This window comes from Pseudomonas sp. H1_A03, assembly GCF_054685145.1.
In genome coordinates this window covers 5,661,196-5,682,361 of the sequence record NZ_CP162829.1, presented here as the reverse complement: position 1 = coordinate 5,682,361, position 21,166 = coordinate 5,661,196, and the positions used below count along the sequence as shown (strand labels likewise).

17 protein-coding genes and 1 pseudogene are annotated in these 21,166 nt (G+C 59.8%); all 18 read left to right on the top strand.

Going from position 1 to position 21,166, the window contains the following annotated elements; translation table 11 throughout:
* On the top strand, window positions 1–1,272 hold the full coding sequence (flgJ, locus tag AB4O35_RS26245; protein ID WP_065881165.1) for a flagellar assembly peptidoglycan hydrolase FlgJ: 1,272 nt from the start codon (window positions 1–3) through the stop codon (window positions 1,270–1,272).
* Between the two features lie 10 nt (window positions 1,273–1,282).
* A complete protein-coding gene (gene flgK, locus AB4O35_RS26240) occupies window positions 1,283–3,331 on the top strand; it encodes a flagellar hook-associated protein FlgK (RefSeq protein ID WP_065881163.1) in 2,049 nt (682 codons plus the stop codon).
* Between the two features lie 14 nt (window positions 3,332–3,345).
* Window positions 3,346–4,974 (top strand): flagellar hook-associated protein 3, encoded by a 1,629-nt coding sequence (locus AB4O35_RS26235; protein WP_065873755.1) that lies wholly within the window; start codon window positions 3,346–3,348, stop codon window positions 4,972–4,974.
* A gap of 276 nt (window positions 4,975–5,250) precedes the next feature.
* Window positions 5,251–6,180, top strand: a complete 930-nt coding sequence (locus tag AB4O35_RS26230) for a ketoacyl-ACP synthase III (RefSeq protein WP_015885203.1) — start codon at window positions 5,251–5,253, stop codon at window positions 6,178–6,180.
* Window positions 6,181–6,445: 265 nt separating this feature from the next.
* Entirely contained in the window at window positions 6,446–7,870 is a 1,425-nt protein-coding gene (locus AB4O35_RS26225) for a flagellin N-terminal helical domain-containing protein (protein ID WP_065873754.1), read from the top strand.
* A gap of 73 nt (window positions 7,871–7,943) precedes the next feature.
* The gene (locus AB4O35_RS26220; protein ID WP_049712143.1) at window positions 7,944–8,294 is read left to right on the top strand and encodes a flagellar protein FlaG; all 351 of its coding nucleotides are present in this window, start codon (window positions 7,944–7,946) and stop codon (window positions 8,292–8,294) included.
* 80 nt (window positions 8,295–8,374) lie between these two features.
* Complete coding sequence (fliD, locus tag AB4O35_RS26215; protein ID WP_065873753.1) at window positions 8,375–9,778, top strand: flagellar filament capping protein FliD; 1,404 nt, start codon at window positions 8,375–8,377, stop codon at window positions 9,776–9,778.
* 140 nt (window positions 9,779–9,918) lie between these two features.
* On the top strand, window positions 9,919–10,323 hold the full coding sequence (fliS, locus tag AB4O35_RS26210; RefSeq protein WP_065873752.1) for a flagellar export chaperone FliS: 405 nt from the start codon (window positions 9,919–9,921) through the stop codon (window positions 10,321–10,323).
* A 25-nt stretch (window positions 10,324–10,348) separates the two neighbouring features.
* Window positions 10,349–10,645 (top strand): flagellar assembly protein FliT, encoded by a 297-nt coding sequence (locus tag AB4O35_RS26205; RefSeq protein ID WP_065873751.1) that lies wholly within the window; start codon window positions 10,349–10,351, stop codon window positions 10,643–10,645.
* A gap of 169 nt (window positions 10,646–10,814) precedes the next feature.
* Entirely contained in the window at window positions 10,815–12,290 is a 1,476-nt protein-coding gene (locus AB4O35_RS26200) for a sigma-54 dependent transcriptional regulator (protein WP_049712146.1), read from the top strand.
* Between the two features lie 269 nt (window positions 12,291–12,559).
* Window positions 12,560–13,771: a sensor histidine kinase gene (locus AB4O35_RS26195; RefSeq protein ID WP_065874015.1), complete on the top strand. Its 1,212-nt coding sequence runs from the start codon at window positions 12,560–12,562 to the stop codon at window positions 13,769–13,771.
* Between the two features lie 7 nt (window positions 13,772–13,778).
* Window positions 13,779–15,155 (top strand): sigma-54-dependent transcriptional regulator, encoded by a 1,377-nt coding sequence (locus AB4O35_RS26190; protein WP_065873750.1) that lies wholly within the window; start codon window positions 13,779–13,781, stop codon window positions 15,153–15,155.
* 144 nt (window positions 15,156–15,299) lie between these two features.
* Window positions 15,300–15,629, top strand: a complete 330-nt coding sequence (fliE, locus tag AB4O35_RS26185) for a flagellar hook-basal body complex protein FliE (RefSeq protein WP_049712148.1) — start codon at window positions 15,300–15,302, stop codon at window positions 15,627–15,629.
* Window positions 15,630–15,645: 16 nt separating this feature from the next.
* Entirely contained in the window at window positions 15,646–17,427 is a 1,782-nt protein-coding gene (gene fliF, locus AB4O35_RS26180) for a flagellar basal-body MS-ring/collar protein FliF (RefSeq protein ID WP_065873749.1), read from the top strand.
* Window positions 17,420–18,436 (top strand): flagellar motor switch protein FliG, encoded by a 1,017-nt coding sequence (fliG, locus tag AB4O35_RS26175; RefSeq protein ID WP_015885192.1) that lies wholly within the window; start codon window positions 17,420–17,422, stop codon window positions 18,434–18,436. The genes fliF and fliG overlap by 8 nt, the downstream gene beginning before the upstream one ends.
* A 10-nt stretch (window positions 18,437–18,446) precedes the next feature.
* Window positions 18,447–19,199, top strand: a pseudogene (gene fliH, locus AB4O35_RS26170) (flagellar assembly protein FliH); the annotation flags it as partial.
* Window positions 19,200–20,558: a flagellar protein export ATPase FliI gene (gene fliI / locus AB4O35_RS26165; RefSeq protein ID WP_065873747.1), complete on the top strand. Its 1,359-nt coding sequence runs from the start codon at window positions 19,200–19,202 to the stop codon at window positions 20,556–20,558. It abuts the pseudogene before it with no gap.
* A gap of 3 nt (window positions 20,559–20,561) precedes the next feature.
* A complete protein-coding gene (fliJ, locus tag AB4O35_RS26160) occupies window positions 20,562–21,011 on the top strand; it encodes a flagellar export protein FliJ (protein WP_065873746.1) in 450 nt (149 codons plus the stop codon).
* Window positions 21,012–21,166 lie beyond the last annotated feature (155 nt).

Here is a 21,166-nt window from a genome sequence, read left to right as displayed (position 1 = left end):
ATGGTCATGGACATGCGCAAGAGCGGTATCAGCAGCACGGCGGACTCGGGGTCTTACTCCGACTTGAACCGGCTTAACCAGCTCAAGGTCGGCGACGACAAGAACAGCGAAGGCAACATGCGCAAGGTCGCGCAGGAGTTTGAGTCGCTGTTTTTGAGCGAGATGCTCAAGTCCATGCGTTCGGCCACCGAGGCGTTGGGTAAGGACAACCCGCTGAACACGCCGGCCGCCAAGCAATACCAGGAAATGTACGACCAGCAACTGGCGGTCTCGATGTCCCGCGAAGGCGGGGGTATCGGCCTGGCCGATGTGCTGATGCGCCAGATGCAGAAGAACAAACCGGTGGAGGCCCAGGCCGCCACCCTGCAGGGCCCGGCGGCGGCTGAGGCTGCCAAGAAGGTCAACGTGCCGACGGAAATTGCCGCCGGCACCCAGGCCGAAGGTCCGTTGGGGCGTTCCAACGGCCAGCGTCCGCTGTGGGCTTACCGCGTGGCTGAGCCACAGGCTGGCGCTGCTGCATCGCACAGTAATGACATGGAATTGATGAACCAGCGCCGGATTGCCTTGCCGAGCAAGCTGACTGATCGCTTGCTCGCCGGCATTGTGCCGAACGCGCCGGTTGCTATTGATGCCAAAAGCGCGCCACTGCGTAACAGCGCGGCCGATGACAACGTGGTGAACAGCACGGCGCGCACGTTCGCGGTGCCCGGCGACCGCATGCAGGTCTACGGCCGTGCCGTGGCCCAGCCACCGTTGGCGCCGGCGAAGAAGGCCTTCAGTTCGCAGGATGAATTTGTCGCGACCATGTTGCCAATGGCCAAGGCGGCCGCCGCGCGCATTGGTGTCGATCCGAAGTACCTGGTGGCCCAGGCCGCCCTGGAAACCGGTTGGGGTAAATCGGTGATGCGCGCCGAAGATGGCAGCAGCAGCCATAACCTGTTCGGCATCAAGGCTGGCCAGAGTTGGCAGGGCGGCCAGGCGCGTGCGATCACCAGTGAGTTCCGTGATGGGGCAATGGTCAAGGAAACGGCGCAGTTCCGTTCCTACAACTCTTACCAGGACAGCTTCCATGACCTGGTGACATTGCTGCAAAGCAATGATCGCTATAAAGAAGTTGTGAAGTCGGCCGACAACCCGGAACAGTTTGTACGCGAGTTGCAAAAAGCCGGTTACGCAACTGACCCGGCCTACGCCAGCAAGATTTCGCAGATCGCCAAAACGATGGACAGTTACCAGAACTACGCTGCCGCTGGCGCAACCACACATTTATAAGGTCTGAACCATGAGTTTGCTCAATATCGGGATGTCGGGGCTTAACGCTGCTCAAGGATCGTTGTCGGTCTTGAGTAACAACATTGCCAACGCCAACACGGCGGGCTATTCGCGTCAGCAGACTACCCAGAGCGCGAATGCGTCGAACCAGTATGGCGGCGTATTCATCGGCAGCGGCACGACCCTGGCCGACGTGCGCCGGGTGTACAACGAATACCTGGACACGGCGTACCAGAACAGCACCTCGCTCAACAGCGATGCCAAGGCTTACCTGGATCAAGTGAGCGCCGTGGACAAGACGTTGTCGGATAAGACGACGGGCATGTCGTCCGTACTCAGCTCGTTCTTTGCCGCTGTTCAGACCGCCTCGGCCAACCCGAGCGATACCTCGGCTCGCCAAATACTGCTGACGAGCGCCCAGACATTGAGCAACCGCTTCAACTCGATCTCCAGCCAGTTGAGCCAGCAGAAAGAAACCATTAACAGCCAGCTGACCTCCCTGACCGATCAGGTCAACCAGCTGACTTCGTCGATTGCTTCGCTCAACAAGCAGATCACCCAGGTGCAGGGGTCTTCGAACACCACCCCGGCCAACCTGCTGGACGCGCGCGCCGAAGCCGTACGTTCGCTCAATGAGTTGATCGGCGTGAACGCCAGCGAGAAGAACGGTGTGTTCAGCGTCAGCACCGGTACTGGCCAGTCCCTGGTGCTGGGCGATCGGTCCAACACCCTTTCCGCCGTACCGAGCAAGAGCGACACCAGCCAGTACACGATTCAGATGAATGCGTCTGGCGGGACGGCGATGGACCTGGGCAATGTGATCAGTGGTGGCAGCATCGGCGGCTTGCTGCGCTATCGCAGCGATGTGTTGATGCCGGCCATCAATGACCTGGGTCGCATTGCTATCGTCACTGCCGATACGATCAACAGCCAGCTGGGCCAGGGCATCGACCTGAACGGCGAATTCGGCTCGTCGATGTTCAAGGACATCAACAGCGCTGCGTCTGTCGCGCTGCGTAGCCTTTCCGCTCAAGGCAATCAGGGCGTTGGTAGCCTGGGTGTTACGATCAAGGACACCAGCAAGCTGACCAACTTCGATTACAAGGTCACCTTCAGCGACCCTGCCGATCTCAACAAAATCACCGTCGAGCGCTCTGATGGCAAAGCCATGGGCACGTTTGATATCACGGCCACACCGCCCTCGGTGATCGATGGTTTTACCCTGGAACTCAAGAACGGACCGATGCAGGCGGGTGACAGCTTTAAAGTCAGCCCGACCGCCAGTGGCGCCCAGGATATCGGTACTGTCCTCAACGACCCGAGCAAGATTGCGTTTGCCGCGCCGCTGAAAGGGGAGGCCAGCAAAACCAACCAGGGCACCGGTAGCTTCACACCGCCGACCCTGACCCTGCCCTTGGACATCCAGGGTGGCGCCACTACCGCGCAACTGCGCGTTGGCATTGAAAATTCGATGCCGGTGAAGATGGTGTTCGGCAAGCCGGCGGCTGATGGCACTCAGAGCTATACCCTTAACGACGCCAAGGGCGATCCTATCGGTTCGGGGACCATCATTCCGGGGCAGGCCAATAAAATCACCGTCAACGTGCCGATGCGTGATGCCAGCGGTGCCCTGGTTGTGCCGGCCAAGAGTTTTGGCTTTGACACCACGGTTGCGGGCTCGCCAACCGATGGCGACAGCACCACCTTTTCGTTTAACGCCACGGGCGTATCCGACAACCGCAATGCCCAGCAACTGCTGAATCTGCAAACCAAGGCCACCGTGGGCGTGGCGACAGATGGCACCGGCGGCACCAGCCTGGTCGGGGCCAACAGTAAGTTGGTGTCCACCGTTGGCGCCAAGGCCGCTGCGGCCAGCACTGACACTAGCGCCACCAATGCGTTGTTGACGGCTAACAAGAATGCGCGCAACTCCGTGTCCCAGGTCAACCTGGACGAAGAGGCGGGCGACATGATCAAGTTCCAGCAGTACTACACAGCGTCGTCGCAGATCATCAAGGCTGCGCAAGAAACCTTCAGCACGCTGATTAATAGTCTTTAAGGGAGTCTGGGACGATGCGCATTTCTACACAGCAGTATTTCGACACCAGTGCGAGCAAGTATCAGAACAATTATTCCAGCGTGGTTAAGGCCCAGGAGCAGGCGAGTTCCGGCGTGCGTGTACAGACCGCTGGGGATGATCCGGTGGCCGCGCAGCGTTTGCTGATGTTGCAGCAGCAGAAAGATATGCTGGCGCAGTCCAGCGGCAATATCAGCTCCCTGAAAAGTTCGCTGACCAACGAGCAGAGCATCCTGGATGCGCTCGACAAGGCGATGCAGGCTGGCAAGCAACTGGCCCTGCGGGCTGGCGGTGTGACCAGCGATGCTGATCGCAAGTCCATCTCGGTCGAAGTGGGGGCCCTGGAAGAGCAGGTATTGGGTTTGCTCAACAGCAAGGACGCGGCGGGCAATTACTTGTTCTCCGGCTCCAAGACCCAAACACCACCGTATTCGCGCAACAGCGATGGCACCTACAGCTACCAGGGCGACGAAAACGAACTGAGCCTGCAGGTTTCCGAGACGCTCACTGTGCGCACGGGCGATACCGGCAAAACCATTCTGGAAGGCGCGGCCAACAGCAGCCGCACCCAATCTACCTACATTGCACCTGCGACCGCGCCGCTGCCGCCAGCGATTTCTCCGCCGCTGGTCGATGACAAGAAGGTAGCGATCTCGGCCGGCCTGGTGACCTCGGGCGTCGATTACACCAAGCAGTTTGCCGACGGCCAGCCGTATAAGCTCACCTTCACCAGCAGCACCCAGTACACGGTGACGGACAAGGACAACAATGACATTACCTCAGAGATTGCGGGTAATGGCACGTTCGATTCCACCAAGGAAGGCAGCGGCAGCGTGAACCTTCGCGGGGTTAAGTTCGACATCACCATCGACCTTACCGACACTGCCACCGGGCCGAATGCCGATGCGTTGGTCAAGGGCCGCGAGTTCAGCCTGGCTGCCAAACCGGATACGTTCAGCGTTTCGCGTACCGCAAGCAACCAGTCGATGGCACAACTGACTAATGGCAACGTCAGCAGTGCGACAGACTATGCCAGTACCTTTCCCGGCAATAGCGGGGTGCTGATCAAGTTCAGTGACACCGACCCTACGGCCTTCCAGGTATTTGCGCAGCCGTATAGCACGAACAGCAAGGCGATTGACTCGGGCGTGATAGACACGACGACCACACCGAATTCGATCACCGCAGCGGGTGTTACCTTCGGTCTGAGCAGTGCGCCTGCGGTCGGTGACCAGTTTTCAGCCGGTGCCAGCACTCAAAAAACCCAGAACGCCCTCGACACGTTGAGTCAGCTGCGCCAAGCGCTGGAAAAACCGGCTGACGGTATTCCGGGCGCGCGCGTGAAGCTTCAGGATGCGCTGAACGCCGCAGTCAGTAACCTGGATAACTCGACTACCCAACTGGGCAATGTGATCGGCTCGATTGGTGCGCGCGAAAACGCGCTCGATGTGCAATCCGACGCAAACGCCAGTATCGGCCTGGCCAACACCACCACCATGAGTGCACTGGCCAATATCGACATGGGCGAAGCCGCGATCAACCTGACCCTGCAGCAAACCATGCTGGAAGCCTCACAGCTGGCGTTTGTAAAAGTCTCGCAGTTGAGCCTCTTCAACAAGATGTAAGTGGCGTAACGCCAAGCGGCCCGCTCTGGAAACAGGGCGGGCCGTTGTCGTTTATGGGGTTTAATTGTTTGAAGGTTTTGCACAAAGCACACAAAATTGAGTGACCTGTGAGTCATAAAGCGCATCTTCACTGTATCGTGTGAAAAGGATAAGTCGTCACAGGGTCCTTGCGGGGCGGCTTTCAGCGAGATTTTTATGGGGTTATCCCCTTTATTGTCAGCACTCCGGGCGCAGTCCCAGGGGTGTTCTCCAGCTATTTAGTATTGGGAAGCCACAATGATTGGCATAAAAAGCATCGCCAGTTACGTGCCGGCAGACGGGATCGATAACTACGCCCAGGGTGCCAAATTCGCCAAGGATGAAGAGTTCATCATTGGCAAGATCGGTTCGGCGTTTTTGCCGCGCAAGGATGCCGCGCAGGAAACGTCTGACCTGTGTGTCGAAGCGGTCAACGCTTTGTTTGCCAACAACCCGGATTTGAAGCGCGAGTCCATCGACGCACTGATCGTCGTGACCCAGAACGGTGATGAAGAGGGCTTGCCCCACACCGCCGCCATCGTCCAGGACAAACTCGGCCTGCCGACTCACGTCGCGGCGTTCGATATTTCCCTGGGCTGCTCCGGCTACGTGTATGGCATCTATGCGATGAAAGGCTTCATGGAAGCCACGGGCCTGAAAAACGGCCTGCTGATCACCGCCGACCCGTACTCGAAGATCGTCGACCCGGAAGACCGCAACACCACCATGCTGTTCGGCGATGCTGCCACCGCCACCTGGATGGGCGAAGACGCGCCGTGGTTGCTCGGCAAGTCCAAGTTCGGCACCGACGGTTCCGGCGCACCGCACCTTAAGGTCAGCGACGGCGTGTTCTTTATGAATGGCCGCCAGGTGTTCAACTTCGCGCTGCTTAAAGTGCCGGCGCATTTGCACGAGCTGCTCAACGAGTCGGACCTCAAGGCTGACGAGATTGATGCCTTCTGCATTCACCAGGGCAGTGCGGCCATTGTCGACGCCGTGGCGCGCCGTTTTGAAGACGCCCCGGTGGACAAGTTCATCAAGGACATGGTCGAGACCGGCAACACCGTTTCATCGAGCATTCCGTTGCTGCTGGAAAAACACGTGATGGACGCCACCTGGAAGCGCGTGGCCATCAGTGGTTTTGGTGTGGGCCTGTCGTGGGGTTCGGCGATTCTTTATCGCCCTTGATGCTTTAATCGCTTCAATAAAAAAACGCCGATGATCGAAAGATCATCGGCGTTTTTTATTTGGCGCCAGAAAACCTAATGAAATCTGGGTTTCGAGCCTGCGTAAACCCTTGAATTACAAGGGGTGGCACGACGCCAGTAAATAATTTCAAAAAAATCCTCAAGCATCCGGCTACCACGACGATAACTATTACGTAGGTTCTCAGGCCACACCCGGCGGTTGCCAGGGCCGGAAGCCGCAGTATCCATCCAACGAGGATTTCGTCATGGCTTTAACAGTAAACACCAACATTGCTTCGATCACTACTCAGGGCAACCTGAACAAAGCCGGCGGCGCCCTGGCCACTTCCATGCAGCGCCTGTCTTCCGGCCTGCGTATCAACAGCGCTAAAGACGACGCTGCCGGCCTGCAGATCGCTAACCGCCTGACCAGCCAAATCAACGGCCTGGGCCAAGCAGTCAAGAACGTGAACGACGGTATCTCGATCGCTCAGACCGCTGAAGGCGCGATGCAGGCTTCGACCGACATCCTGCAAAAAATGCGTACCCTGGCTCTGTCCTCGGCAACTGGTTCCCTCAGCCCTGACGACCGTAAGTCGAACAACGACGAATACCAGGCTCTGACTTCGGAACTGACCCGTATCTCCACTACTACCACCTTCGGTGGCCAGAAGTTGCTGGACGGTTCGTACGGTACCAAAGCCATCCAGGTTGGCGCAAACGCTAACGAAACCATCAACCTGAGCCTGGAAAACGTTTCGGCCAACAACATCGGCTCCCAGCAGCTGAAAAGCGTTGCCATCGCTCCAGGTACCGGTACTGTTGCCGGCGCGATCAACGTCACTGGTAACGGCCAGACCGGTACCTACACTGCCGGTGCCGGCGACTCGGCTAAAACCATCGCCAGCAACCTGAACGGCCTCATCGGTGGCCTGACTGCAACTGCCAGCACCGAAGCCAAGTTCACTGTAGACGAAGCGGCTGCCACTACTACTCCTGCTTCGTTCACCCTGACCGTTGGCGGCGCTGCCGTTGAGTTCAAGGGCGTTACCACCCAAGCCGGCCTGGCCGACCAGCTGAAATCCAACGCCGCCAAACTGGGTATCAGCGTCAGCTTCGACGAAACCAAAAAGACTCTGGAAGTCAAGTCCGACACCGGTGAGAACATCGTGGTCAGCGGTTCGACTGCTCCAGGTTCGGTGACTGTTGCTGCTAAAGATGGTGCTGGTGCTTACGGTACTGCAGTTGCCTTGGCGGACGCCCTGATCGTTACCGGTCAAGTGTCGCTGGACTCCGCCAAAGGCTACTCCCTGAGTGGTGCTGGTGTTGCTGGTCTGTTCGCGGCCGGTGCTGCTACCGAAGCAGCTGCGACCAAGACCACCGTTGCTCAAACCGACGTGACCGACGCCACCAAGGCCCAGAACGCCCTGGCTGTCATCGACAAAGCCATCGGCACCATCGACGGTGTTCGTTCGGGCCTGGGTGCTACCCAGAACCGTCTGACTACTACTGCAGACAACCTGCAGAACATTCAGAAGAACTCCACCGCTGCACGCTCCACCGTTCAGGACGTCGACTTCGCTTCCGAAACCGCCGAGCTGACCAAGCAACAAACCCTGCAATCGGCTTCCACCGCGATTCTGTCGCAGGCTAACCAGCTGCCATCCGCTGTACTGAAGCTGCTTCAGTAACTCCAGCGCTTGGTCACTAACGGAAGGGCGCGCTAAGTGCCCTTCCGTTTTTTCGGTTTAGAGGAGATTGGACATGGACATGAGTGTAAAGCTGAACCAGTCTTATCCGCCGGTTGCCCCTCAAGGCGCACCTGTGCAGGTGGCCGCCGACAAGAGCGTCACTAAAGTCCAGGAAACCCCGGCAACAGGCAAAGAGCCTGAGCGTGCGGACCTGGAAAAAGCAGTTACCGATATTCGCGAATTCGTACAAGCGTCCGAGCGCAAGCTGGACTTTTCAATTGATGACTCCACCCATCGTGTGGTGGTCAAGGTGATCGCCACCGACAGCGGTGAAGTGATCCGTCAGATTCCGTCGGAAACGGCGCTGAAGCTGGCACAGAACCTTTCCAGCGCAAGCCACCTGTTGTTTGACGACAAGGCCTGAGCTGGCATGAAACTTGTTGCTGTCGTGTCTTGAGGTGTAATAAGTCAAGATAACGGCAGCCACCGAACAGGAGATAGATGATGGCGGGTTCAACGGTAAGTGGTATCGGTTCGAACATCGATACGCAAGCGATCGTGAAGTCCTTGGTGGACGCCGAAAAGGTGCCCAAGCAGACGCAGATCAATACCGCGTCCCAGAAGGCGACCACCACGCTGTCTTCGATCGGCAAGATTCAGGCAGCGCTGGATGCGTTTCGTGGTGCCCTGGACACTATGTCCACCGGCAACAGCTTCACCGGCTTGACGGGTTCATCCTCGGATGAAAAGGTCGCCACCATGACGGCGAGCAATACGGCGTCCAACGGTAGTTTCCGTTTGATCGTGAGTCAGTTGGCCCAGGCGTCCAAGTTGTCCAGTACAACGTTCTCCGCGGGTGCCAATGCGGTGGTAAACGCTACTGATAAGCCGACGAAGTTAACTATCACGCAGTCGGGCAAGGGCTACGACCTGAGCGTCCCGGCTGGTGCGACCCTGCAGCAGGTGCGTGACTCGATCAATACCCAATTCGGTACTTCGGGGTTGAGTGCGAACATCCAGACCGACGCCAATGGTTCGCGGTTGATCCTGACCTCGACCACCATGGGGACGGGCTCGGACCTGACGCTGTCGGGGACTTCGGGATTGGATGTCGGCGCTACGGTCGTTGATAAACCGTTGGATGCTCTATACAGCATTGATGGGGTCAATTCCGTTTCCAAGTCCAACAGCATCGAAGGCGCCCTGAGTGGGGTGAACATCAAGCTGGTCTCGGTCTCGGCTACCGTGACGGCTGGTGACGATTCCGAAAATGCGCCGAGGAACGCCACGCTGATCACGGTCAGCACAAACAACGCGGCCCTCAAATCCGGGGTCAAGGGCTTTGTCGATACTTACAACGCCTTGATGACTGCGATGACCGCCGAGACCAAGGTCACTACCAACCTCGATGGCAGCACTACGGCGGCGGCTCTGACGGGCGACTCCAGCATGCGTGCGCTGCAGAACGCTATCCGCAACGAGTTCAACAAGCTGTCTGGCACCGGTACGTTCAAGTCCCTGGCTCAATTCGGCGTGGGTACGAGTTCGACGACCGGCATGCTGGCGCTGGACGATAAAAAGTGGGACGCGGCGGTCAAGACCAACGCAGCCGACATCAGCAGCATGTTTTCCGGCAAAACCGGCATGCTGGCGCGGATGAAAAGTGCGACGGATGATTACGCCAGGGCAAGCACGGGCGTACTGGCTACGCGCACGGCTTCTTTGTCGAACACGTTGAAAGATCTGTCCAAGGATCAGGCAACGCTCGATGAGCGCATGACCCTGCTCACCAGCAGCCTCTCTGCCAAATACAACGCCATGGACACCCTGGTCGCCCAATTGCGCCAGCAAAGCACCAGCGTCATGACCACGCTCAATGCGTTGAACAATCCAAAAACCAATAATTGATTCCAAGTAAATAAAGAAGGCCAGGCAAACTGCCTGGCCTTTTTGTATCAGACGACGACTCGCGCTAAAGCTTTTTGCGAGCCAGTCGACATATTGGTTACTGAAATCCTTTCCGCTGTCGCCTGTCACGAGGTAGAAACATGAATCCCATGAGAGCCCTTCGCCAATACCAGAAGGTCAATTCCCATGCTCAGATCTCCGAAGCCAGCCCACATCGCCTGGTGCAGATGCTGATGGAGGGCGGTCTGGACCGCATGGCGCAGGCCAAAGGCGCGCTGGCGCGTGGCGACATCGCGGCCAAGGGCCTGATGCTCGGCAAGGCGATTGATATCGTGATCGGCCTGCGTGACGGCCTGGATGCAGCAAAGAGTGATAACCCGGCTTACGTCCAGCAGTTGGAAAGTTTGTATGCATATATGACCAACCGACTGATGGAAGCGAACCTGCATAACGACGCCGACATGATCGACGAAGTGGCGCGTTTGCTGATCACCGTAAAAGAAGGCTGGGACGCTATCGCGGCGCCACAGGCAGCAGCAGAATAAGGCCATCGGCCTTGAGGAACACGTCATGAGCCAAGCACTGCAACGCATTGATGAAACCCGTGAGGCGCTGATGGGCGCGCTGGCGGACCGTAACTGGGACGCCATCGGCGAACTGGACCTGGGCTGCCGTCACGTGATCGATGAGGTGCTCAACGAAGCGCCGGTAGATGAGGATGCGTTGCGCGAAAAGCTTGAGAGCCTACTGGCGGTGTACCAGCAATTGCTCGAGGTGACGACTGGCGAGCGCCAGGCGATTTTCGAAGAGATGTCGCAGATCAACCAAGCGAAAAACGCGTCAAAGGTTTACCATCTGTTCGGCTGAACAGGCGCAGTTAATCCGATTCGGCGCGTCATAAATTTGACCGTGCCAGCTTTTTTGACTTAACTAGTGCTGTTTTCAGATTTCAGACGTCTATAGAGTAAGAAGTCCTACAGCCGTCTCGATTGCCCTCACACCGGGCAGGAAGTTTTACTAGGGAAGTTGCTATTGCATGTGGCGTGAAACCAAAATTCTGCTGATCGATGACGATAGCGTCCGCCGCCGCGACTTGGCGGTGATTTTAAATTTTCTCGGTGAAGAAAATTTGCCCTGCGGCAGCCATGACTGGCAGCAGGTGGTCAGCTCATTGTCGTCGAGCCGTGAAGTCATATGCGTGCTGATCGGGACGGTAAACGCTCCTGGCGCTGTTTTGGGCTTGTTAAAGACACTGTCCACATGGGATGAGTTCCTTCCTGTGTTGCTAATGGGCGATATTTCTTCTGTCGATCTGCCAGAAGACCAACGCCGCCGCGTGCTTTCCACCCTGGAAATGCCGCCCAGCTACAGCAAATTGCTGGACTCCCTGCACCGTGCCCAGGTTTATCGTGAGATGTACGACCAGGCGCGCGAGCGCGGTCGCCATCGCGAACCCAACCTGTTCCGCAGCCTGGTCGGCACCAGCCGTGCCATCCAGCATGTGCGCCAAATGATGCAGCAAGTGGCCGATACCGACGCCAGCGTGTTGATCCTCGGCGAGTCGGGCACTGGCAAGGAGGTGGTCGCGCGCAACCTGCACTATCACTCCAAACGCCGCGACGGGCCTTTTGTGCCGGTCAACTGCGGGGCGATCCCGGCAGAGTTGCTTGAAAGCGAACTGTTCGGCCACGAGAAGGGTGCCTTTACCGGGGCGATCACCAGCCGTGCCGGGCGTTTCGAGCTGGCCAACGGCGGCACCCTGTTCCTTGATGAAATCGGCGATATGCCGCTGCCGATGCAGGTCAAGCTGCTGCGCGTGTTGCAGGAGCGCACCTTCGAGCGCGTGGGCAGCAACAAGACCCAGAGCGTCGACGTGCGCATCATCGCGGCCACCCACAAGAACCTCGAAAGCATGATCGAGGTCGGCAGTTTCCGCGAAGACCTGTACTACCGCCTCAACGTATTCCCCATCGAGATGGCTCCGCTGCGTGAGCGCGTGGAAGACATCCCGTTGCTGATGAACGAACTGATCTCGCGCATGGAGCACGAAAAGCGCGGCTCGATCCGGTTCAACTCCGCTGCAATCATGTCCCTGTGCCGCCACGGCTGGCCGGGTAACGTGCGCGAGCTGGCCAACCTGGTGGAGCGCATGGCGATCATGCACCCCTACGGTGTGATCGGCGTGGTCGAGTTGCCGAAGAAATTCCGCTACGTCGACGACGAAGACGAGCAACTGGTCGACAGCCTGCGCAGCGACATGGAAGAGCGCGTAGCCATCAACGGCCATACTCCGGACTTCGGTTCCACCGCCATGTTGCCGCCTGAAGGTCTGGACCTGAAGGACTACCTCGGCAACCTGGAACAAGGCTTGATTCAACAAGCCCTGGACGATGCCAACGGCATCGTCGCCCGCGCCGCTGAGCGCCTGCGTATCCGTCGAACCACGCTGGTGGAGAAGATGCGCAAGTACGGTATGAGCCGCAAAGAAGGTGATGAACAGGCGGATGATTGACGCCTGTTTTTCAAGCCGCTGATTTTGGGTGTCCGGCCTCGCCAATACTGTTCCGTTTTTGACGGCGTCTGTTGCCGTCATACTGCGTTGCAGCTCCTCCCCATAGCCAGCTATGAGTCGTCGCTGCGCCTTGTCTGACGGCAACAGCCACTCGTCAAAACGAAACTGTATTGGCGAGGCCGGGCACCTTGGTTTTTTTTCGGCACAAGTATTGCTACAGCCCTCGCAACGTTCCGTTTAACTGACGGTCAGCCAAGCGAGAGAGCATGATGCCCCACGCCGCCCAACTATCTACGGCCCCTGCCATCCAGGGGCTGGTCCCGCCTGTAGAACCGCCGACCCGGCAGGGTCTTGAACAGGCGTTCTCGCAGTTCAACCAGATGTCGAGCCAACTGACCGATTCCTACAGCCTGCTCGAAGCCCGGGTTTCCGAGCTCAAGGGCGAGTTGGCGGTGGTCAGTGCCCAGCGCATGGAAGAGCTGGCCGAGAAAGAGCGCTTGGCCAACCGTCTGCAAAACCTGCTGTCGCTGTTGCCCGGTGGCGTGATCGTCATCGACGAGGAAGGCCGCGTACGCGAAGCCAACCCGGCCGCCTGCGACATGCTCGGGCTGCCGCTCGAAGGTGAGCTGTGGCGCCACGTCATCACCCGCTGTTTTGCGCCGCGTGAAGACGACGGCCACGAGATCTCGCTCAAGGATGGCCGCCGGTTGTCCATCGCTACCCGTTCCCTGGACGCGGAGCCGGGCCAACTGGTGCTGCTCAACGACCTGACCGAAACCCGTCACTTGCAAGATCAACTGGCCCGCCACGAGCGTTTGTCCTCGCTGGGGCGCATGGTCGCTTCTCTGGCGCATCAGATCCGCACGCCATTGTCGGCAGCGTTGATCTACGCCAGTCATTTGACTGATGAGCAATTGCCCGCCGCCACCCACCAGCGCTTTGCCGGACGCCTCAAGGAGCGTCTGCATGAGTTGGAACACCAAGTGCGCGACATGCTGGTGTTTGCCCGCGGTGAACTGCCGCTGACCGACCGCATCACGCCATCCGAGTTGATGCAGGCCCTGCAAGCGGCGGCCGCCACGCATATTCAAGACGTCCAGGTGCGCTGGCAGTGCGACAGCCACCTCGGTGAGCTGTTGTGCAACCGCGACACCCTTGTCGGTTCACTGCTCAACCTGATCGAAAACGCCACCCAAGCCAGCGGCCCTGGCGCGCGGCTCAAGGTGCACCTGTACAACCGCGAGCAAACCCTGCGCCTGTGCATCAGTGACAGCGGCAGCGGTATCGAACCCGCCGTGTTGCAGCGTTTGGGCGAACCCTTTTTCACCACCAAGACCAACGGTACAGGCCTGGGCCTGACCGTGGTCAAGGCAGTGGCGCGTGCTCATCAGGGAGAATTGCAGCTGCATTCCCGTCTGGGGCGTGGCACTTGTGCATTGATGACCTTGCCGCTGTTTTCATGCGCGGCAAGCGCGGAGTAGAGAGGATATGGCTATCAAGGTTCTGTTGGTGGAAGACGATCGCGCCCTGCGTGAAGCATTGGCTGACACGCTACTGCTGGCGGGCCACGACTACCGGGCGGTCGGTTCTGCCGAGGAAGCCTTGGCGGCAGTGGAACAGGAGTCCTTCAGCCTGGTGGTCAGTGATGTGAATATGCCCGGCATGGACGGCCACCAGTTGCTCAGCCTGCTGCGTGCACGCCAGCCGCAGTTGCCGGTGTTGCTGATGACCGCCCATGGCGCCGTTGAGCGCGCGGTCGACGCGATGCGCCAGGGCGCGGCAGATTACCTGGTCAAGCCCTTCGAGCCTAAAGCACTGATTGAGCTGGTCGCGCGGCATGCCCTCGGTGTGATCTCGGCCAGCGAAAGCGAGGGCCCGATTGCCTTCGAGCCGGCCAGTGCTCAGTTGCTGGAGCTGGCGGCCCGCGTGGCGCGCAGTGATTCCACTGTGTTGATCTCCGGCGAGTCCGGCACCGGCAAGGAAGTGCTGGCGCGTTACATCCATCAGCAATCGACCCGCGCCAAACAACCGTTTATCGCGATCAACTGCGCGGCGATTCCTGACAACATGCTCGAAGCCACGCTGTTCGGCCATGAAAAAGGCTCGTTCACCGGCGCCATCGCGGCCCAGGCTGGCAAGTTCGAACAGGCCGACGGCGGCACCATCCTGCTCGATGAGATTTCGGAAATGCCCCTGGGCCTGCAAGCCAAGTTGCTACGGGTGCTGCAGGAGCGTGAAGTAGAGCGTGTCGGCGCACGCAAGCCGATCCAGCTGGATATCCGCGTGGTCGCCACCACCAACCGAGACCTGGCGGGCGAAGTGGCGGCGGGGCGCTTCCGTGAAGACCTGTTCTACCGCCTGTCGGTGTTCCCCCTGGCCTGGCGCCCGTTGCGCGAGCGCCCGGCGGACATCATCCCACTGGCCGAACGCCTGCTGAACAACCACGTCAAAAAAATGAAGCATGCTCAGGCACGGCTGTCCGCCGAGGCCCAGGCTTGCCTGATCAGCTATCCGTGGCCGGGCAACGTGCGGGAATTGGACAATGCCATCCAGCGCGCGCTGATCCTGCAGCAGGGCGGGCTGATCCAGCCGCAGGATTTTTGTTTGGCCATGGGCAGCGGTGTGGCGCCGCTCCCGACCTTGGCGCCTGCGCCCGTGGTGGCTGAAATCGAAACTGCCGGCGCCCTGGGCGACGACCTGCGTCGCCGCGAATTCCAGATGATTATCGACACCCTGCGTTCCGAGCGCGGCCGCCGCAAAGAGGCCGCCGAACGCCTGGGCATCAGCCCGCGCACCCTGCGTTACAAGCTGGCGCAGATGCGCGACGCCGGCATGGACGTGGAAGCGTATCTGTTCGCTACCTAGTTTGATCGCGGCCGTTGGTGTCAAGGCCGACAAGCTTTGTCGCCTTTTCTTACGAGTTGATACAGAGCTGGCACCCTTGTTGCTACTTCCCTAGTAATTGCGGCGTAGCGTCAAAAAACTGCGGGTTGTCGGAGAGAGAAGGTCATGAGCCAGGGTATTGAGTTCAATCGGTTGATGTTGGATATGCGCTCCATGCAAATGGACGCCATGGCTCAACCGAAATCCGTCGCGCCAGCGCCGGAATTGGGCCAAAGCAGTTTTGCCGACATGCTGGGTTCGGCGATTAACAAAGTCAGTAGCACCCAGCAAGCCTCCAGCCAGTTGGCCAATGCGTTCGAGATCGGCAAAAGCGGCGTGGACCTCACCGACGTGATGGTCGCTTCGCAAAAGGCCAGCGTTTCGTTCCAGGCGCTGACCCAAGTGCGTAACAAGCTGGTTCAGGCCTACCAAGACATCATGCAGATGCCGGTTTAAGGACGAGATTTAAGTCATGGCAGAAGCAGTCGTGGACAACGCACCCGCCAAGGCAGACGGCAAGCCGCCGCTGTTTGGCCTGTCGTTCCTGGAAAACCTCTCCGAAATGACCATGTTGCGTCAGGTGGGCCTGTTGGTCGGCCTGGCTGCCAGCGTGGCGATTGGTTTTGCCGTGGTGCTGTGGTCGCAGCAACCTGATTACCGGCCGCTGTACGGCAGCCTGGCGGGCATGGATTCCAAACAGATCATGGAAACCCTGGCCGCCGCCGACATCGCCTACACCGTGGAGCCCAACTCCGGGGCCCTGCTGGTCAAGGCCGACGATGTGGCCCGAGCGCGCATGAAGCTCGCGGCGGCCGGCGTGACCCCGTCCGACAGCAATATCGGTTTTGAAATCCTCGACAAGGACCAGGGCCTGGGGACCAGCCAGTTCATGGAAGCCACCCGCTACCGTCGTGGCCTGGAAGGCGAACTGGCGCGCACTATCTCCAGCCTGAATAACGTCAAGGGTGCCCGCGTGCACCTGGCCATTCCGAAAAGCTCGGTGTTTGTGCGCGATGAGCGCAAGCCAAGTGCTTCGGTATTGGTTGAGCTGTTTTCTGGCCGCTCCCTTGAGCCTGGCCAGGTCCTGGCGATCATCAACCTGGTGGCCACCAGTGTTCCTGAGCTGAGCAAGTCGCAGATCACCGTCGTTGACCAGAAGGGCAACCTGCTGTCCGACATGGCCGAAAACTCCGCGCTGACCCAGGCCGGCAAGCAGTTCGACTACAGCCGTCGCATGGAAAGCATGCTCACCCAGCGTGTGCACAACATCCTGCAACCGGTGCTGGGCAATGATCGCTACAAGGCTGAAGTGTCCGCCGACGTGGACTTCAGCGCCGTCGAGTCGACCTCCGAGCAGTTCAACCCGGACCAGCCGGCGTTGCGCAGCGAGCAGTCGACCAGCGAACAACGCACCGCCGCCAATGGCCCGCCGCAAGGCGTGCCGGGTGCCCTGAGCAACCAGCCACCGGCCCCGGCCTCGGCTCCGCAAACCACAGGTGGCGCTGCCGCTACCGCGGGTGCGATCCAGCCTGGCCAGCCATTGCTGGATGCCAACGGCCAGCAGATCATGGACCCGGCCACTGGCCAGCCGATGCTCGCACCGTACCCGGCGGACAAGCGTAACCAGTCCACCAAGAACTTCGAGCTTGACCGTTCCATCAGCCACACCAAGCAGCAACAGGGGCGCGTCAATCGCCTGTCGGTGTCGGTGGTGGTCGATGATCAAGTCAAGGTCAACGCTGCTGACGGTGCGGTAACCCGCGCCCCATGGAGCGCCGACGAATTGGCGCGCTTCACTCGCCTGGTGCAGGACGCCGTCGGTTTCGACGCCAGCCGTGGTGACAGCGTCAGCGTGATCAATATGCCGTTCTCCGCCGAACGTGGCGAAGTCATCGCCGAGGCTGCGTTCTACACGCAGCCGTGGTTCTGGGACATCGTCAAGCAAGTGCTGGGTGTGTTGTTTATCCTGGTACTGGTGTTTGGCGTGCTGCGCCCGGTGCTCAACAACATCACCGGCAACGGCAAGAAACAACTGGCTGCCTTTGGTGGCAGCGATGTCGAGTTGGGTGGCATGGGCGGCCTGGACGGCGAACTGGCCAACGACCGCGTCAGCCTGGGCGGCCCGCAAAGCATTCTGTTGCCAAGCCCGAGCGAAGGCTATGACGCTCAGTTGAACGCAATCAAGAGTCTGGTAGCAGAAGACCCGGGCCGTGTGGCCCAGGTCGTGAAAGAGTGGATTAACGCAGATGAGTGATCGAGCCGCTGTTGCCAAGCTCACCAAGGTCGATAAAGCCGCAGTCTTGCTGCTGTCCCTCGGTGAAACCGACGCCGCCCAAGTGCTGCGCCACATGGGCCCCAAAGAGGTTCAACGAGTCGGCGTGGCCATGGCGCAAATGCGCAATGTGCACCGCGAGCAAGTCGAGCAGGTGATGAGCGAGTTCGTCGAGATCGTCGGCGACCAGACCAGCCTGGGCGTCGGCTCCGACAGCTACATCCGCAAGATGCTCACCTCGGCCCTGGGCGAAGACAAAGCCAACGGCCTGATCGACCGCATCCTGCTGGGTGGCAATACCAGCGGCCTCGACAGCCTGAAATGGATGGAGCCGCGCGCCGTTGCCGACGTGATCCGCTACGAGCACCCGCAGATCCAGGCGATCGTAGTGGCGTACCTCGACCCCGACCAGGCCGGTGAAGTCCTCGGCCACTTCGACCATAAAGTGCGCCTGGATATCATCCTGCGCGTGTCGTCGCTGAACACTGTGCAGCCGGCGGCCCTCAAAGAATTGAACACCATTCTGGAGAAGCAGTTCTCCGGCAACTCGAACGCCTCGCGTACCACCTTGGGTGGTATCAAGCGCGCGGCCGACATCATGAACTTCCTCGACAGCTCGGTCGAAGGCCAGTTGATGGACTCGATCCGCGAGATCGACGACACCCTGTCCGGCCAGATCGAAGACCTCATGTTTGTGTTCAACAACCTCTCCGATGTCGACGACCGTGGCATCCAGGCGCTGCTGCGTGAAGTGTCGTCTGATGTTTTGGTGCTGGCCCTCAAGGGCTCGGACGAGGGCGTCAAGGAAAAGATCTTCAAGAACATGTCCAAGCGCGCTTCGGAACTGTTGCGCGACGACCTGGAAGCCAAAGGCCCGGTACGCGTCAGCGACGTGGAAACCGCGCAGAAAGAAATCCTCACCATTGCCCGCCGTATGGCCGAAGCCGGAGAAATCGTTCTCGGCGGGAAGGGCGGCGAAGAAATGATTTAAGGCGCTTTCCATGTCGAACAAAGATGAGGCACCCAGCGATCTGATTCGCGCACGGGATGTCGGCGGGTTCGACATCTGGTCGTTGCCCAGCTTCGACCCGCACGTGCCGGAGCCTGAACCGGAACCGGTTGTAGAAGCCCCGGTGGAAATGGAAGAAGTGCCGCTGGATGAAGTCCAGCCACTGACCCTGGAAGAGTTGGAAAGCATCCGCCAGGAGGCCTACAACGAAGGCTTCGCCGCCGGTGAAAAAGACGGTTTTCGCAGCACCACGCTCAAGGTGCGCCAGGAAGCCGAGGCAGCGCTGAGCGTCAAGCTGGCCAGCCTGGAACGCTTGATGGGCTGCCTGTTCGAGCCTATCGCTGAGCAGGATTCGCAGATCGAAAAGTCCATGGTCGACCTGGTGCAGCACATTGCCCGCCAGGTGATCCAGCGTGAGCTGGTGCTGGACTCCAGCCATATCGAAAGCGTGATGCGCGAAGCGCTCAAGCTGCTGCCCCTGGGCGTCGGCAATGTGCGGTTGTACATCAACCCGCAGGATTTCGAACAGGTCAAAGCCCTGCGCGAGCGCCATGAAGAAACCTGGCGCATCGTCGAAGATGCGGCGCTGCAACCCGGTGGCTGCCGTGTCGAGACCGAACACAGCCGCATCGACGCCACGGTGGAAACCCGCATCAGCCAGATCATGGCCAAGCTGCTGGACCAGGCCCACGAGCAGGTGTTGAACCCGGCCGAACCGGACCTGAGCGTGGACCTGGACACCCCGATGCGCCTTGATCGCACCAGCTTCGCCAAGCGCTTGAGCGGTTACGCCGACGCCACAGAGTTGCCCGGCCAGCCAATCCTTGAAGGGCGCCTGCTGCGCATGGTCGGCCTGACCCTCGAGGCCGAAGGCCTGCGCGCCGCCATGGGCAGCCGCTGCATGGTGATCAACGACGACAGTTACCACCCGGTGCAGGTCGAAGCCGAAGTGATGGGCTTTTCCGGCAACAAGATTTTCCTGATGCCCGTCGGCAGCCTGGCGGGCATTGCCCCCGGCGCTCGCGTGGTGCCATTGGCCGACACCGGCCGCCTGCCCATGGGCATGAGCATGCTCGGCCGCGTACTTGACGGTGCCGGTCGTGCGTTGGATGGCAAAGGCGGCATGAAGGCCGAAGATTGGGTGCCGATGGACGGGCCCACCATCAACCCGCTCAACCGTAACCCCATCAGCGTGCCGCTGGATGTGGGCATTCGCAGCATCAACGGATTATTGACGGTCGGTCGCGGCCAGCGCCTTGGCCTGTTCGCCGGTACCGGCGTGGGTAAGTCGGTGTTGCTGGGCATGATGACGCGCTTCACCGAAGCCGACATCATCGTGGTGGGGCTGATCGGCGAGCGGGGCCGTGAGGTGAAGGAATTCATCGAGCACAGCCTCGGCGAAGAAGGCCTCAAGCGCTCGGTTGTGGTCGCGTCGCCGGCGGATGATGCGCCGCTGATGCGTTTGCGCGCCGCCATGTACTGCACCCGCATCGCCGAATATTTTCGCGACAAGGGCAAGAACGTCCTCTTGCTGATGGATTCGCTCACACGTTTCGCCCAGGCCCAGCGGGAAATTGCCCTGGCCATTGGCGAGCCGCCTGCCACCAAGGGCTATCCGCCGTCGGTGTTCGCCAAGCTGCCCAAGCTGGTGGAGCGCGCCGGTAACGCCGAGGCCGGCGGTGGCTCGATCACCGCGTTCTACACCGTGCTGTCCGAGGGCGATGACCAGCAGGACCCGATTGCCGACTCGGCGCGGGGCGTGCTCGATGGTCACATCGTGCTGTCGCGGCGCCTGGCAGAAGAGGGGCACTACCCGGCCATCGACATCGAAGCGTCCATCAGCCGGGTTATGCCGGCGGTGGTCACGCCGGAACACATGGCCCGCGCGCAACAGTTCAAGCAATTATGGTCGCGTTATCAGCAGAGCCGCGATTTGATCAGCGTCGGCGCCTACGTGGCCGGCGGCGATCGCGAGACCGACCTGGCCATCGCCCTGCAACCTCAGTTGGTGACCTACTTGCGCCAGGGCCTCAACGACAAGATCAGCATGGGCGAAAGCGAAGCGCACCTGCAGACGATCTTTGCTCCCGCGCCGGGCGGCTAAGCCATGGCCAACAGCCGCGCTGCGCGCCTGGCTCCGGTGGTGGACATGGCCGAAAAGGCCGAAAAAACTGCCGTTCAGCGCCTGGGTTATTTCCAGGGCCAGGTCCGCCTGGCGGAAAGCAAACTGGGTGACCTGGAGCGCTTTCGCGGCGAGTACCAGCAGCAATGGATCGAGCGCGGCACCAAAGGTGTCTCGGGCCAATGGTTGATGGGCTACCAAGGCTTTCTCAACCAACTGGAAACTGCCGTCGCCCAGCAACGCCAGAGCCTGGCGTGGCACCAGAACAACCTCGACAAGGCCCGCGAGAGTTGGCAGCAGGCATTTGCCCGCGTCGAAGGCTTGCGCAAACTGGTGCAGCGCTACATTGATGAAGCGCGTGCGCTGGAAGACAAGCGCGAGCAGAAGCTGTTGGATGAACTGTCACAGCGCCTTCCACGCCAAGAACAGTATTAATGAGCGGGCTTACCTGCGATGGCCATGGGTATTTACACACTATTGTAGTAAGCGGGCTTGCCCCGCGCCGGGGGGCGAAGCCTCCCCAACAAGGCCATCGGGTTTTTCAGCTAAAACGCGGTGCCAGGTTTTAGGGCCGCTTCGCAGCCCGGCGC

Bases quoted from the DNA above. Each gene is read 5' to 3' on its own strand.
- flgJ (WP_065881165.1), top strand. From the start codon at position 1: ATGGTCATGGACATGCGCAAGAGCGGTATCAGCAGCACGGCGGACTCG.
- flgK (WP_065881163.1), top strand. From the start codon at position 1,283: ATGAGTTTGCTCAATATCGGGATGTCGGGGCTTAACGCTGCTCAAGGA.
- AB4O35_RS26235 (WP_065873755.1), top strand. From the start codon at position 3,346: ATGCGCATTTCTACACAGCAGTATTTCGACACCAGTGCGAGCAAGTAT.
- AB4O35_RS26230 (WP_015885203.1), top strand. From the start codon at position 5,251: ATGATTGGCATAAAAAGCATCGCCAGTTACGTGCCGGCAGACGGGATC.
- AB4O35_RS26225 (WP_065873754.1), top strand. From the start codon at position 6,446: ATGGCTTTAACAGTAAACACCAACATTGCTTCGATCACTACTCAGGGC.
- AB4O35_RS26220 (WP_049712143.1), top strand. From the start codon at position 7,944: ATGGACATGAGTGTAAAGCTGAACCAGTCTTATCCGCCGGTTGCCCCT.
- fliD (WP_065873753.1), top strand. From the start codon at position 8,375: ATGGCGGGTTCAACGGTAAGTGGTATCGGTTCGAACATCGATACGCAA.
- fliS (WP_065873752.1), top strand. From the start codon at position 9,919: ATGAATCCCATGAGAGCCCTTCGCCAATACCAGAAGGTCAATTCCCAT.
- AB4O35_RS26205 (WP_065873751.1), top strand. From the start codon at position 10,349: ATGAGCCAAGCACTGCAACGCATTGATGAAACCCGTGAGGCGCTGATG.
- AB4O35_RS26200 (WP_049712146.1), top strand. From the start codon at position 10,815: ATGTGGCGTGAAACCAAAATTCTGCTGATCGATGACGATAGCGTCCGC.
- AB4O35_RS26195 (WP_065874015.1), top strand. From the start codon at position 12,560: ATGCCCCACGCCGCCCAACTATCTACGGCCCCTGCCATCCAGGGGCTG.
- AB4O35_RS26190 (WP_065873750.1), top strand. From the start codon at position 13,779: ATGGCTATCAAGGTTCTGTTGGTGGAAGACGATCGCGCCCTGCGTGAA.
- fliE (WP_049712148.1), top strand. From the start codon at position 15,300: ATGAGCCAGGGTATTGAGTTCAATCGGTTGATGTTGGATATGCGCTCC.
- fliF (WP_065873749.1), top strand. From the start codon at position 15,646: ATGGCAGAAGCAGTCGTGGACAACGCACCCGCCAAGGCAGACGGCAAG.
- fliG (WP_015885192.1), top strand. From the start codon at position 17,420: ATGAGTGATCGAGCCGCTGTTGCCAAGCTCACCAAGGTCGATAAAGCC.
- fliI (WP_065873747.1), top strand. From the start codon at position 19,200: ATGCGCCTTGATCGCACCAGCTTCGCCAAGCGCTTGAGCGGTTACGCC.
- fliJ (WP_065873746.1), top strand. From the start codon at position 20,562: ATGGCCAACAGCCGCGCTGCGCGCCTGGCTCCGGTGGTGGACATGGCC.